Source organism: Halopelagius fulvigenes (assembly GCF_055398025.1).
In genome coordinates this window covers 63800-77506 of the sequence record NZ_AP043847.1, presented here as the reverse complement: position 1 = coordinate 77506, position 13707 = coordinate 63800, and the positions used below count along the sequence as shown (strand labels likewise).

Below are 13707 nucleotides of genomic sequence, written 5' to 3'. Positions count from 1 at the left end.
AACGCCAAGCACAGACCCCCAATCCCACGAAATCAGCATATTCCCACGTCACACGATTCTAATACACCAAATACCGCTATATAGGATTTCAATATCCTCGCAGAGAAGATTCGGAGGATGGAAAGATTCTGGCCCGATTCCTCCGAGAAGAGACTGAACTATGGCGGCGACAGTAAGCAACAATCCACTACTCACTCGGCACTGCACCAGATCTCCAGAAAATCGGAGCAGAAACGGCTACTGTTGACAGTGTCACCACTCACAACGGGCGACCCGAGATTGATCCTGTTCAGTTGGGAGGTGGAATCCCCGAGGAGACAATCTCGACACACTCTCCACCAGTCAACACTGGTGCATAGTCCATTTCTCCAGTGACAGCAGCGCTAAGCAGAAAGTCAGTGACCCTCCAGATATTGTGGAGGAGGACCGCGAACACAAAGTAAAACAGCCGGACGCGGTAATCCTTCGACGATGTCTTCGCGAGGAAATCGTTCTTGATCGACTTATACCCATTCTCGATCTGCCACCGTGAACTGTACCGACAGCAGACTGCCTCAGCTTCATCCGCGCTCACTCGCATATTTGTCGAGAACACCGTTCTCCCGTTTCCTGACGCCGCGGGGTTGTCATCCCACGGTGGACTCTCTCGAACTGGCTCGATTGCGAGAACAAGAGGAACGTTCCGACCAACGACACACAGTGTAGCGAACTTGAATGCTCTTTCCTCGTGGTTCATTGTCCCGCTTACCATCGGCATTCCATCGACGTCGCCGTAGTATCGAACCGTCGTGATGTCTATCGCTGCGGTGACCGGGCGACGAAACGACGACTTATTCTGGATCGGCCAGAGTAACTGCTCTGTTGCGTTGTGGAACGCGTTGATCAGCCCTCTTGGCTTGAACTGTTTAACTGTCCTCAGATACGTGTCGCCATGTGGTCCGTACATCTTCGTGTCTTCCCTTGACACGGACATCCCAACTCGCGAGCAACCGTCGTCTACGACTTATTCCCCACCGAACCTCTCGGAGACCGTGCCAGCATCAACCATACGCCTTAATCTCCGAACCTCAGCCTAGCCCGTACACAGTATAGATATTCCGTGTGACTCAAACAGCGAATGCGACCACATTATGCATAAGAAGCTCCTACGAGTGGCTCGGTACTGCTTGTAGTCGGCACTGGAATAGAGACTGGTTGACGGTTTTCGAGAACTGGGTCAAGTGGTCAATCATGTCCCGTCTCCGGTGTCTGACGGGCGTAGATTGTCACCCACCGAGATTTGGTCCACTATCTCGGAGCTAAAGTTCTATGCTTAGGTCAATCCAGATCTCATATCGACAAAATATTCTGACCGCGCTGGAACCTAGTATTCCCACTGATGAATTCTATCGTTACAAGAATAGGATTGTAACGCCATATCAACTATATATTCTGTGTCGGGATTCTGAAGTATGTCTATTGAACAAAGCGGCAACATGCATTCGGTCCTCCAATCGATTCGGCGCATCAGGTCTTTATCGAAGACGCCTTTCTCGCACACTCATGCACCATTCAGCCACGAAACCGGCGACCGATCACAGAACCGAGTCGCCCGCGTCACCGCCGACGCAGGCCCGACCATCGAGACCTACACGCTGAGTGAATCTCTTGCCAGTTTACACGGTATATAGCTTGAGCGGACTGATTCGGCTGCTCCAGATCGTCGCCTATGACGATATCATCCCTTCTATTTCGAATAGACGAGCATCACAGTCTTGACAGGCCGAGACGACCACATCATGCGACCGACAGCACGACTCAACGACTTCCTCCTCTACCTGTACGGGACCGTCGCAGTCAGGGCACTGTTCAATGAAGATGCGGAGGCTCATCAGTACGCGCGCGATCTCAGCAGGAGCGAGGTTCTGCCAGTCGGAGAAGCGTTCGCTGAGTTCGGTCGCAGCGGTCACATCGGCGACGGCCGCAGCCTGTGAACCCCATTGTCCAATGACAGCATCGTCGGTATGGGCGACGAACGATTCGCCGTGTTGCTCCACTGTGATTTGGTCGTCTGTAGTCGAGACACCGAGCGCACCCATGAGGTGGTCCTCGCCAAGGTCGTGTGCGCGGGCAGTATGGAGGCGTTCGCGCCATGCTTCCTGAAAGTCCGTGGTGAGACAGAGGTCGATTCCTTCACGACATGGTTCGACCGCACCAGCGTTGAGGAGTATCTGCTCAGGGTCGATCTCGACGGTCTCGTCTGTCATCGCCGCCGTAGTGATATCCTTGTCGAACCATCGGAGGACGCGCTCAGGGAAGTAACGTTTCGTGAGCGTGGGCGTGCCAGGAACGAGATAGCCACGAAGGTAGATAGTTCCGAGAGAGGTGATGAACGCCATACTGCCAAGTCGTCGTGATGTGAGTTTGGCAGCCAGAGCACTGCCTGCTGCCGCGATAGCGATATTGACGGAAGTACATGGGATACAGCGATTCTCGCCGGTATATTCAGGTTGATGAAGGCGATCAATGACTGACATTATAGTAGACTACAGACGTCGTAGGTTTCACTTTATCTGCTGAGCAGTTGCGCGCTATGTGGGCACTGGCTAAGGTGGTGAGTAGAAACCTACTAGGTAAACACTTATCCAGAGGCTGGGCAGATGCTCACCAGTAGGTAGTTGCTCACTGGGGAGGAAATCGCCCACGCAGTAAGGTAAATATGCGGACGAGTGTAGGTCGAACTGCGATGTCCGAAGAACACAGAGTGGACGAAAACGAGGAAGGCACTGACTCGATCAACCGACGCAGCTTCGTCAGGGCTCTCAGCGGAGCGGGAGGGGTTGCTATTACTGGCAGTGTCTCCCCCTCAACAGCGCAGGCCGCTCCCCCTGAGCAATCCCCCTCTAAAAGTAGAGAAGCGATCCCTGTCGACGAGTTGGATCAACTAGCACGCAAGGTCACGGAACAGGAAGATGTCGCAAACATCATGGACGCGACGATGCGAGAGACAGTGCAAACTGGGACAGTAGTAGAAGCGTCTCATAGTAGTTCGGCGAGTGGGGGGATCATTACCCGAAACTCCCCTCAAGTCGCAAAAGAGAACAGTGTGGACGATCTCGCCAAAGACGACATTTTTGTCTCTGGAGTGCGGCATACGCTTGAAAATGGGAACGAAATGACTGCGCTGGCCTATGCAACCGACAATGAGGCGATTTGGTGGAGAGAATTCAGTAAGGTCGAGGGTGGAATAAAAACAAAAGCAACCCGTTGGAAGATTAAGGGTGAAACAGTAGAAGATGCACGTCTTGAGCTTTCACAATTGAGTGCTAACGGAAAGCTGACGAAACCGCAGTCTGATTTCACCACGATGTCGCATTGTTCCGGGTGCTCTGCTATTTCTAGCGGCTGGCTCCATCATAGAAAATGCACGAACTACAATGTCGTTTGTTTATCGGCCTGTTCCGCCTGTGGCACGGTTAAGAGCTGTCTTCCCTGTCTCATAGCTTGTGTAGGCACCTGGTGTGTTTGGTTATTGGAAAGATGTTGCAGGAACTTTGAAAGGACTTGCATAGCTTGTCAATAATATAAGTAGTAAGCCAACGCATGTAGGGACATCTACTCATATGATCTCCCGAATACAACGAACAAGTGATGTAGGATTGTCATTGATCTCAGATTTCTCGTGCCATAGGTCATCGACTTGGTGAGTTCAGCATGCGAGATACACTCTCTTATGAAAATCTCGCATTTCCTGATCCCACACTGCTGACAGGGCACTGTAAGATCGAGCGCTGAAATGATCCCAACAGAACACAATCATTCTGTCGTGGCCATTTAACGAAAGGAAAATACTTAATATATTGTAAATTATATACGTCCCATATCGTGCATTCTATCCAACGAGTTGGTGCAATTGCAATCCTTGGAATCGGCACCCTCCTGATTACGTTTGTCCCAGCAGCACTTGAGTCACGGGTGACCACGGACCTCATTGTGGTGCTCGCCATCGTTGGTGCTGTTCTCATTAGCAGCGGCCGACTCTGGTTCGAGAGGATACTCGCTAGTGAGGGTGATTATGACGAACGGCAGATGGAAATCCGCTATCGATCGGGATGGGTTGTCTTCTGGATCCTCCTGTCGACTATCTGGGCGATTTGGAGTATCGAGTTCTTCACCGATGTGAGACTGCCGGAAGGATGGTTTGCGTTGCTCGGTGTGGGAGGGTTTTTGCTTCAGGGAGCAAGTCAGGTCCTATTCAAACGATGGGTGTGACTGGAGCACCTATGGATAACACACTGAAAGATCTGGCGGGCAAAGCGGGGCCTTACTCAGAAGGAACTGGCAACTGAAGTTGATGTCTCGCGACAGACGATCAATGCAATTGAAGGAAACCGATACGACTCGTCGCTCGAGCTCGGTTTCAAACTGGCGACATACTTTGACTGCTAGATTAAGGATGTATTCAATTTTGATTATAATTGATGCCTACCGGGGCAGTCGTCGGCGCGCGTCATCCGGCGGGTGGTGGGAGACGCCCGCGCGGAACTCGACCACGATTCACGCCCCGTCCAGATGCTCCGCAACATGGCCGGAGGGGGTCTCATGTTCGAATGAGATCCCCCAGCGATCCTCCTCATCGGCGTCAAGTACTGGAAATGCGCCCGTCCAAGATCGGGATGGTCCTCGTCCTGATGCCAGCCAGCGTGAAAGCCCGTGTTCGGGTCGGTATAGTTGATACGGAACCAATCGTGTGGGTCCTGTCGATACCACTTGACGGTCAGTTCCGGCGAATCAGGGCCTGTCGGGGATCCAGGCGAGCTGGATCGAAAATCGCTCGCAGTTGCCTGGCCTCGATATCGTCAGGAACGTGCTCGACGGCCGTGATCTGTGGAATACGGTCGAGGACGTCTCGCTTTAGCTGGGCGTAGAGGTTCGCGTTCGGATCACCACCTGGATGTGGGACCGACATCCGTTAGCTGCTGGCCTCGGCAGGCTCTGTCGTCGGAGCGAGGAAGTCCCATTCGCGGATGGCGAAGCCAACGATCTGGATACGCCGCTGAAGGTGCTCCCACTCGCGGGCAATCTCACGGCGACGGTCTTCCTCGTCAGCGTCGAGGGACTCGTCAGCGAGCGTCCCGCGAAGCTGGTTCGGTGATTCGACATCGAATTCATCCTCCCAGTCGCGGATCTGCGTCTTCATATCGGCGAGACGGCCTGTAAGCTCCTCGACAGTATGCCCGCTGTCTCGAAGTTGTATCGCTTCTTGGATCGCTTGGCGGCGGTAATCAGGGTAATACGTCGTGTGAGTCCCGCTTTCGTCACGATGGAGGATGCCATCGTCGACGAGGCGTTCGAGGACGCGCTTGGTCGGCTCGTGTGACTAGCCCGCTTCGGAGGCGATCCAGTTGGCCGTCCGCGGCTCCGATAGCTGCCGGGCGGTCATCCGCACGCGGTCTTCGCCCGTGGTCTGGCGTTCCATCAGGTCCCCGGAATTCGATTCGTCTTCGGTCATACTACACAGTTCGTGCTTTGTCTCAATATAGATTGATGTCATTAGTCCTATATCGAGCTTGGTCCTTTGCTATCGCCCGACCTCAGCTGAGGAGAACTAGCGTATACTCGGAATCGAGTGAAGTAGCGTCGTGAAGTGGTTGCAGCATTCGTGCTTACTCGACGGTGTCAGGGAGCGTGGACGTGATCGTGATTACAGGCAGAATCCGGATCACTTCCAAAACCAGAGATATCATTGAATTTCTATGTGTAGAATCTCATATGGCCGAGTATCGTACAGTAGAGTATCCGCATATTGTATTCCGCTATATAAATTCTCGGCCGGGACTCCACCAGAGAATTACCCTCGGCACCAAAATCGAGCCAAACTGTAATTCCGGCGCTCACCGCTGCTATTCGTCGCCGAGTTTGGAAAGCCGTGTCCGGATTTCATCAGCATCCGCCTCGGAGAGCGCCTCAAGCCCAAACTGCACAAGGAGCGGGTAGAAATGGCGGTTCTTCTTGAACTCGTCCCGACCGGCTTTTCGGAGTTTCAACTGGGACTCGAGGTACGTATCCTCCATATCACCGAGGATGTCGTCCGGAATGTAGATAGTCCGCCCGTTCCATTCGTCCTTGATATTCGTCTTCGTTTTGTTCGTTTCGTTCGTTCCGTTCGTTTCAATCGTTGCGTTCGATTCAGGCGTTTCAGTCGACGAACGGGGTTCCTCCGGTTCGTTCACCTCACTCACTTCGCTGGAATCGCCCTCATCGTCCTCATCTTCGTAGTTACCCTCGATGCCGGAGGCATCTCCCCAGCCGTCGGTCATGCTTCTACCTCCTGAGGAGCGGGCTTCTCAAACGTCTCGTCGAACAGGTCGGCAATCTCGTTGAACAACTCGCGAGCATCCTCCACGCGCTTATTCTCCTTACCAAAGCCGAAGACGGACACGCCTTCACCGATGGACTGGGAGAGGTCAGTCCGCTTCGGGATTTCGAAGACAGGGAGCGAATACGCCGAGTTGATCTCCTCGATAGTCTTGCGGTGCTCCGCGTTCTGCTCAACACGATTGCAGACAATTGCGAGACGGTTGATGTCACCGTACGCCTGTTCGAGTGAGCCTAGCTGCTTCGCGAAAATCTGGAGGCTGTTTGCGTTGAGTTTCTCGGGGATGACGGGGATGACGACGTTGCCGGTCGCGACGAGGGCGTTATCAGTGAGGACGTTCAGGGAAGGCGGTGTGTCCACGATGATGTAGTCATAGTCCTTGTCGAGTTCGTCGAGTGTCATCCCCAGCCGTTCCCTGCTCTTTGGCGCTTCCAGGAGCGTCTGGATGTTCTTGTTGTTCGCGAGCTTCTCACTCGCGGGGAGGATGTCGAACTCCTCGTGCTCGACGATAATGTCGTTCACCGACTCCATCTGATCGAAATCGAGGACGTCGAATAGCGTTGTGCGGTCGGTGTCGTAGTATAGATCGTTGTAGCCGAGCGAACAGGTGAGTCCTCCGTGATAGTCGATGTCGACCAGGAGGACGTCGTGGTCCCGGGCGGCAAGCGCCCCGCCGGTGTGAATGACGTCGGTCGTCTTCCCCGCGCCTCCCTTCTGATTCGCCACGGTGATTCGTGTGGTGTCTGTGTCGGTCATATCCTTCGTTCCTCTCAATTAATTCGTTTCGTTCGTTTTGCTCGTTCTGTTCGTTCGTTCAGTGAGGTTGTTTCACTCGGTGAGAGGATTACTACGATGTTAAAACCAACTGTTCGTTCCGCTCGTTGAAGATAACTCAATCGTTATCATCACTGCCTTCGTTACGTTCGTTTCCTTCGTTTCAATCAACGAGTCTATGGATTCGACCGTGCGCAAACCAGTTCGTTAGTGGAATTCCGTTCATCACTCTCGTTCGGCTCATCCTATTCGTTCCGTTCGTTTTGTTCGTTCTCATCGTTTCCAGGATGCTGGCTGACCTTTCAGTAATTCCACATCGAAGCATCCCTCAATTTCCCAGATACCTGTAATACCAAGACAAAGCAGTGCCAGGGCCCCAGATAGCACGAACGCCGAGTTGATTTAAGCACGTATCACCAACCCTTCTGCACAGATGACCCGTCTCGTCTACTATCACCATCCCCAAGCCGAGAACTTCTCGCTAAAGTATAGCTCGGCTTCTCAATCTGAGATCCTTTCCCGTCGTAAGGATTCGGACAACGCGACGAAGCTCATCGGCTATCCGTTTGATACCCCCGTCTACGCCCTCTATGAGAGCGACACGGAGATCAAAGACGCAAACGAGATTGACTTCAACCAGAAGTGGCTCAGCGACCGAATCGCCGAGCTCCCCCGTGAGGGGCAAGTCGTCGCGTTTCGATTAGTGGAATTGCTCGAAGCAGCTGTAGACGTGGGAGAAAAAGAAGAGTTCCGCCTCTACAAGGAATTTGAACCACAAAAGATTCGGCAGGTACTCGACCACGTCTCGTGGGGAACACCACTTCCACAGGTCGCCGGCGAGGTGATGTCGAATCTCATTCTCCGACATTCGCTGCCGAATGCGAATCATCGAACGGGGATTGCAATGCTGCAGTTCTGTATCGAGAGTGTAGAGCCAGATTTCGAAATGCCTCGCACTCACCTCGATGATGAAACCTGGCAGGAGTGGGTTGATCCCTATATCGTCGACTCGAAGCGCCTCATCACTGTTCGCCGGAACAACATTCGATTCAAGCAACTGCAAGAGCTTGGCGTCGACCTTGTGGAGCGAAAAGACGGGATTCAGATTCAGTTAGACGAGTTCGAGCTGGATATGCACTGGCGTGACGCACTATCGACGTACGCCACTCGGCACGAAGGCCACTGTACGGAGTTTGCTCGTGCAGTCTTGGAGCGCGCAGAGCGAAACGATCTCCTCAAGAAAGCGGGGCCGACAAAGCAGGAGTTCATCGACTATCTGGAATCTGGGCACATCGAACGGGATTTCAGAGACCTATTTTGATCAGTCGCGAAGCTCTGCGACCGACTGACCGACCTCTCGGACGTGGTCACTTCGCTCGAGGTCAAGTTCCTCAGCGAGGTAGTCGACCGTCTCTTCGAGGCTCATACATGAAGGAAGTGCTCCGAGCAGTATAAACCTAGTGCTGTACTAGCCAGTCCGGCTCGACAGCGGATCGAAGAATCAGAGAAACTCGGAGAGATGGCCCTGCTTTGGGTCGTATTCGAATTCGTAGTCGCCTGCTAGCCCCAGCCCATCGGCGTTGCGGTACTCGGGACTGCCGAGCAAATTGATACAGAGAACTTTCTCGCTCCAGAACCGGTCGTCTTCCCGACTGCCGGCACTTCCACCTGAGTATGTGAACAACGTACTCTCCACGCGGGGAGAGGAAGCTGCCTTCGGGGCAGACGGAATGGCCCGACGCTCCACGGAGGAATCCACTGTTCACGGTGGGGAGGATGTCAAAGAGCCCTTGACTGTTAATGGTGGATTTCGACTGGAATACCGGGAAGGCAACTATGATAGCAGAGAGAAGGCGACCGGTGTTGCCAGTATTGCCAATAATATCGCTGTTTAAGTACCTCTCTCACTCCACTATTGCCAGTAACGAGGAGAGAATGAACGGGAGGGCAGAAACTATCACGCCTCTAGTCTAGTTACTGTTATTTAGACCTACTACAGCTGGCTGAATTTTCGCTAGTGCGGGTCTGGTTGAATGTATATTGTATTAAGAGTGTCGCTATCTAGAGAGGAGGTCGTTGACCCCCTCCAGTTGTTACGAAGGTTTACTGGCAATAGTGGAGTGTGTGTGTTCTATAAGCAGACGCAATACTGGCAGAACTGGTTCTAGTGGTGGGTTAGTGGTGATACTGGAACCCGTGGTTTTATAGCGGTTCTTCGTCTTGAGTCCGAGTATGGGCCGATTCAATCGAGAATCGTTCATCCTCCAGGACAAAGACGTCCTCCGGGATGATTACCAACCAGAGACACTCGAAGAGCGGGACGAAGAACTCGACGAATATGCGGCGGCTCTCCGTCCCGTCATTCAGGGCTGGCAACCGAACAATGTCTTTCTCTATGGCGTTACCGGCGTCGGGAAGACCGCTGCTACGCACGATCTTCTCGAGGAACTGCAGAAATCCGCCGAAGAGTACGATGACGTTGATCTCAACGTTATCGAACTCAACTGTACTGGCTGCACTACTTCTTATCAGGTAGCGGTCAATCTCGTAAACGAGATTCGTTCACCGTCACACCCTCTCACTACTGTCTCATCCTCACGGGAACCGATGAGCGAGACTGGTTACCAACAGAAACGCATTTTCAACGAACTCTACAACGACCTCGAGTCGATTGGAGGGACGATTCTCGTTGTCCTCGACGAAATCGATAATATCGGCTCAGATGACGATATCCTATATGAACTCCCGCGAGCACGGTCTCAGCTGGATCTCGATGTGAAAATCGGTGTTATCGGCATCTCGAACGATTTCAAGTTCCGAGAAAATCTGTCTCCGAAGGTGAAAGATACGCTTTGTGAAGAGGAGATTCTCTTTCCTCCCTATGATGCGAATGAACTGCGAAACATTCTTCGACAACGTGCTGATATCGCACTTCACAGCGATGTTCTTGAGTCAGATGTAATCCCGCTATGTGCGGCGTTCTCGGCACAGGACTCAGGGTCTGCTCGGCAGGCACTCCGTCTATTACGGAAAGCTGCTGACATCGCTGAAAACGAGGCAATGGCCGGTGGCGAGGCGAAGATCACGGAGGAACACGTCCGGGAAGCTGAGCATCAAATTCAGCGCCAGCAGGTTGTCGAAGGAATGCATTCGTTGACCCGTCAAGGTCAATACGTACTACTGACGGTGTGTCAGCTAGCTGCTGAAGGCGAAACTCCTGAACGCACGAAGTTAATCTATCAACGGTATCAGAAGATACTACGGAATCATGGGACTGACCCGCTAAAACGGCGTCGAGTTCATGACCACCTATCGGATCTGAGCTTACACGGTATCTTACGGCTCGTCGATTCGACTGGTGGACGTGGTAACTACAACGAGTACGAGCTAGATGTTTCGCTCTCATCTGCGTTGGATGCGCTCGAGAGTGAATTTGGAGATCTTACTGAGATCCGTGAAACCGCAAAGAGGCATCAAGTTCTGGATTGAGAGGGGTACCATCGAAACCAGTAGTGCCAATACCCTCTCCACCTTTGCCAGTAAAACGCCAACCGACGGTGCCAGTTTCTCCAGTACCCTCTCCGGTATTGCCAGTAACCTCTCTTCTAGTTAACCCGATTGGGTAACACCAGAGCCGTCGTTGCCAGTTTCTTTCAACGGAGCTTCGTCTCCCGATTTTACTGGCAATAGTGGAGTGTCTGACAACACCTCTGAGAAATCGTATCTGCGAAAATTGCGGTAATCTTCGAACGGACTACTCATCGGGGGTGACTGGTCCTTTGTATTTAGACTTAATTTTGTCTCCCTCTCTCCACTGCCAGTAGTAATAGCGATTATCGTTGATTTCTTTGATCGTGATCGTCGCCTTTGCTGGGACGTCGTCCGGAAGATCGTCAGGACGTTCCTTGATGTCGCTCTCGTCCGACTCCGCCTCGAGATGAGCCTCACGCTCCTTGTGTTCGGCCAACGCCTCGGCATAGCGGGCAACGTCCCGGAGGCGTTCCGGTGGAAACCCGTTGAGGGTGTTTACTACCTCTGTCGGAAGGTCCGTCGATGGGCTCGGTGGTTCGTAAGACATTGGGAATTCTCGTGTTAACCAACACGGAACGACGATTCATTCTTTTGTTGGTTAAGACGATGCTAATTTGATCATTTTGAGCCCGTGTATCGGGATCTCGTCTGTAGTACTCTCAGATCGGCTTTACAACTTCTTAACGGGAAAATCCACCAGCCACAGAGTATGATTCTCGCCCGCTACCAGCGGAAGACTACTGCTCTTCAGGACGGGGCGCGTTCTCGTACTTGACCATCTTCTCGGGCTTGTCGGAGATGGTTTCGTAGATCTGTTGAAGCGTCTCCTCAGCGGCGAACAGATTGTGTTCCTCGAGGAATATCCGTCCTTTCTCAGTGAGGCCGTAGAACTTCCAGGGATAGCCCTGTCGGCGCCGGTCGTCGTCGAGTGCGACTTCCCTGACAATGCCGGCGTCGATCAGCTTTTGGATGTGCTTGTAGACGGTGGCATCGCTGACGCTCGGGTTGAGCTCCTCGAGCTCATACATCGAGGGCAACTGCTTGGGGTGCTGAAGGATATTGCTGATGAGCGCGAACCGCGTCTGCTGGGTGACGAAGTGGACGAGCTCGCGCGTTTCCGTCTCTTCCGTAGTCCCCAAGTCAGAACTCATACGATACAGTTCGCACCCTGACGGCATGTAGTTTACCCTTGAGTAAACTACTCTGGAGTAAACTCCGTTCGCATGAACGGGTAAATTACTTCATAAACCCTATCTCCTATTCGAGAGAAGAACTGTCCATGCCCGACGAGGAGTCGCCTATCCCTGCGGAGATCCTCACAAGTGCGAAGGAGAAACTCGACGAGGAGGATATCTCGCTGGCGGACAACGAAGAAATCCTCCACGCCCTCAGTGAGTTGACGCCTGTCTACGAGAACGACCGGTCGTACTTCGTTCTCGGGAACTATGACCGCGAACCGATCCGGAGGTTGAACCTCGTCGTGGATCGTCTCAACCACGCACTGACGCGTACGCCTTCCGGATGGTCGATATCTGAGGTGAGTGGGACAACAGCATCCAGAAGTTCTGCCTGATCGCTGATCTCGTAACGTCTCTCGTTGGTGTCGCCGAGAAGGAACTGAACGACTTCCTCGTCGAACAGGGACTGCTCGTTGGCACGACTGAATACTTCCCCGTCCAGTCGCTCATGAGTTCAACATCCCCTGAACATATGTACCTCGTACTTCATCCTGGTGAATATGGACGAGAGAGACGATACTGAGCATATACACGGCGCGTTCGTGCTGACGCAGGGTGAGTGCCGCCCGTCGGTACCGTACAACCGGAAGGGACGTAAATGAGGCAAGTACTCTTAACGCCCTCTGGGCCGTGGAATCATCCACGTGTTGATCGGTACGTTTGTCCCGCCCAGTTCGGTTGCAGGGATCCACGTAAGTTTGGAATCGCTCGTTCCGTTGCAGGCAGTAGAGGGCGTACGACTCCTCTACTTGCTGGTTGGCATCAGTCTTCTCACAGTCGTAATAACGGATCTCCTTTGGACGATACTGTGGACGAACGGCGGTGCAGGCCCACTTACTTCACCGCTGATGAGGTGGACGTGGCGCGGACTCAGGACGGTAGACAATGGGAAGTCCCGAGTGCTCACCCTGTCCGGCCCGCTCGTCCTCTCGCTCACACTCGGGATGTGGATCGTCCTGCTCTGGGCGGGGTGGACGTTCCTCTTCGCAAGTGATGCGACCGCGCTCAATTACACACGCGGCCCGAGTCCCGTAAAGTGGGTTGGACGGGGGTATTTCGTCGCGTACACCCTGTTCACGATGGGGAACGGCGACTTCAGCCCGACGAATCCAGTCTGGCGGACAGTTACTGCACTTACGAACGCGAGTGGGATGATTTTGATCACGCTGGTCGTGACGTACGTCATCTCCGTCCTGCGAGGCGTCGTCAACAAGCAATCGTTCGCGAGTAGCGTTCTCGGGGTGGGCGAGACGAGCGAGGCGTTCGTCCGGACAGGGTGGAACGGCGACCACCTCCAGCAACACGACCTCCCGATAGAGTCGTTTGCGTCGAGTCTGAGTACCCTCGCTGCCCAGCACAAGGCGTATCCAGTCCTCCATTACTACCGTAGCAAACGAGCACAACGTGCGGCACCGGTGGCAGTTGCCGTCTTCAGCGACGCAGTAACCATCCTCCATTCCGGCATCGACTCCGAACAACGCCCGAATGAACCCGTCCTCGAAACGGCGCAGTCGAGTGTCCAAGACTACGTGCAGACGGCCATGAGTCCGCCCGCCGATCAGACGCCGCCACGACCAGACCTTGATCGCCTCCGTGACGCGTATATCCCACTTGTTCCCGACGAGGAATTCGACGAGGAGTTAGAGAGCTTGTCGGAACGACGCCGGGAACTGCTGGGTGTGGTCGAAAATCAGGAGTGGCAATGGCCGTCAGAGCAACAGCAGTAAGCGACACGATTCCTCGGCGATTGTTCCGTTGGCTAGCTGTGTGCCGTTTATCCGTGAATTCTGGCAGGTACAGTCATTA

11 protein-coding genes and 4 pseudogenes are annotated in these 13707 nt (G+C 53.4%); 7 read left to right on the top strand and 8 right to left on the bottom strand.

Annotation, left to right across the window (positions count from 1 at the left end):
- Nucleotides 1–289 precede the first annotated feature (289 nt).
- Nucleotides 290–943: pseudogene (locus ACZ522_RS20380) on the bottom strand (hypothetical protein); the annotation flags it as partial.
- A gap of 763 nt (nt 944–1706) precedes the next feature.
- Nucleotides 1707–2516: a DUF8054 domain-containing protein gene (locus ACZ522_RS20375; protein WP_464391835.1), complete on the bottom strand. Its 810-nt coding sequence runs from the start codon at nt 2514–2516 to the stop codon at nt 1707–1709.
- Between the two features lie 209 nt (nt 2517–2725).
- Here ACZ522_RS20375 and ACZ522_RS20370 point away from each other — a divergent pair, with 209 nt between their 5' ends.
- The 3 genes from ACZ522_RS20370 (at nt 2726) to ACZ522_RS20360 (ending at nt 4428) form a co-directional block, all read left to right on the top strand.
- Nucleotides 2726–3562, top strand: coding sequence for a hypothetical protein (locus tag ACZ522_RS20370; protein WP_379692227.1), 837 nt, complete (start codon nt 2726–2728; stop codon nt 3560–3562).
- Between the two features lie 392 nt (nt 3563–3954).
- Entirely contained in the window at nt 3955–4251 is a 297-nt protein-coding gene (locus tag ACZ522_RS20365) for a hypothetical protein (RefSeq protein ID WP_379692226.1), read from the top strand.
- A gap of 30 nt (nt 4252–4281) precedes the next feature.
- Nucleotides 4282–4428: a helix-turn-helix transcriptional regulator gene (locus ACZ522_RS20360; RefSeq protein WP_379692323.1), complete on the top strand. Its 147-nt coding sequence runs from the start codon at nt 4282–4284 to the stop codon at nt 4426–4428.
- A 141-nt stretch (nt 4429–4569) separates the two neighbouring features.
- Here the strand turns inward: ACZ522_RS20360 and ACZ522_RS20355 are convergent.
- The 4 genes and pseudogenes from ACZ522_RS20355 to ACZ522_RS20340 form a co-directional block, all read right to left on the bottom strand.
- Nucleotides 4570–4948 (bottom strand): annotated as a pseudogene (locus tag ACZ522_RS20355) (hypothetical protein); the annotation flags it as partial.
- A 3-nt stretch (nt 4949–4951) separates the two neighbouring features.
- Nucleotides 4952–5533: pseudogene (locus ACZ522_RS20350) on the bottom strand (DUF7342 family protein).
- A gap of 349 nt (nt 5534–5882) precedes the next feature.
- The gene (locus ACZ522_RS20345; RefSeq protein ID WP_379692224.1) at nt 5883–6299 is read right to left on the bottom strand and encodes a hypothetical protein; all 417 of its coding nucleotides are present in this window, start codon (nt 6297–6299) and stop codon (nt 5883–5885) included.
- Nucleotides 6296–7114, bottom strand: a complete 819-nt coding sequence (locus tag ACZ522_RS20340) for a ParA family protein (protein WP_379692223.1) — start codon at nt 7112–7114, stop codon at nt 6296–6298. The genes ACZ522_RS20345 and ACZ522_RS20340 overlap by 4 nt, the downstream gene beginning before the upstream one ends.
- 451 nt (nt 7115–7565) lie before the next feature.
- On the opposite strand from ACZ522_RS20340, the gene ACZ522_RS20335 reads away from it, so the two are divergent.
- Together ACZ522_RS20335 and ACZ522_RS20330 are read left to right on the top strand one after the other, a co-directional pair.
- The gene (locus tag ACZ522_RS20335) at nt 7566–8453 is read left to right on the top strand and encodes a DUF8172 family protein (RefSeq protein ID WP_379692222.1); all 888 of its coding nucleotides are present in this window, start codon (nt 7566–7568) and stop codon (nt 8451–8453) included.
- A gap of 911 nt (nt 8454–9364) precedes the next feature.
- Nucleotides 9365–10621: an orc1/cdc6 family replication initiation protein gene (locus tag ACZ522_RS20330; RefSeq protein ID WP_379692220.1), complete on the top strand. Its 1257-nt coding sequence runs from the start codon at nt 9365–9367 to the stop codon at nt 10619–10621.
- 265 nt (nt 10622–10886) lie between these two features.
- On the opposite strand, the gene ACZ522_RS20325 is transcribed toward ACZ522_RS20330, so the two are convergent.
- Both ACZ522_RS20325 and ACZ522_RS20320 read right to left on the bottom strand, forming a co-directional pair.
- Nucleotides 10887–11210, bottom strand: coding sequence for a DUF6788 family protein (locus ACZ522_RS20325; protein WP_379692219.1), 324 nt, complete (start codon nt 11208–11210; stop codon nt 10887–10889).
- Nucleotides 11211–11400: 190 nt separating this feature from the next.
- A complete protein-coding gene (locus ACZ522_RS20320) occupies nt 11401–11814 on the bottom strand; it encodes a PadR family transcriptional regulator (RefSeq protein ID WP_379692218.1) in 414 nt (137 codons plus the stop codon).
- Nucleotides 11815–11942: 128 nt separating this feature from the next.
- Between ACZ522_RS20320 and ACZ522_RS20315 the strand changes: the two are divergent.
- Both ACZ522_RS20315 and ACZ522_RS20310 read left to right on the top strand, forming a co-directional pair.
- A pseudogene (locus ACZ522_RS20315) lies at nt 11943–12334 on the top strand (hypothetical protein); the annotation flags it as partial.
- Between the two features lie 265 nt (nt 12335–12599).
- Nucleotides 12600–13628 (top strand): potassium channel family protein, encoded by a 1029-nt coding sequence (locus tag ACZ522_RS20310; protein WP_379692216.1) that lies wholly within the window; start codon nt 12600–12602, stop codon nt 13626–13628.
- Nucleotides 13629–13707: the final 79 nt, after the last annotated feature.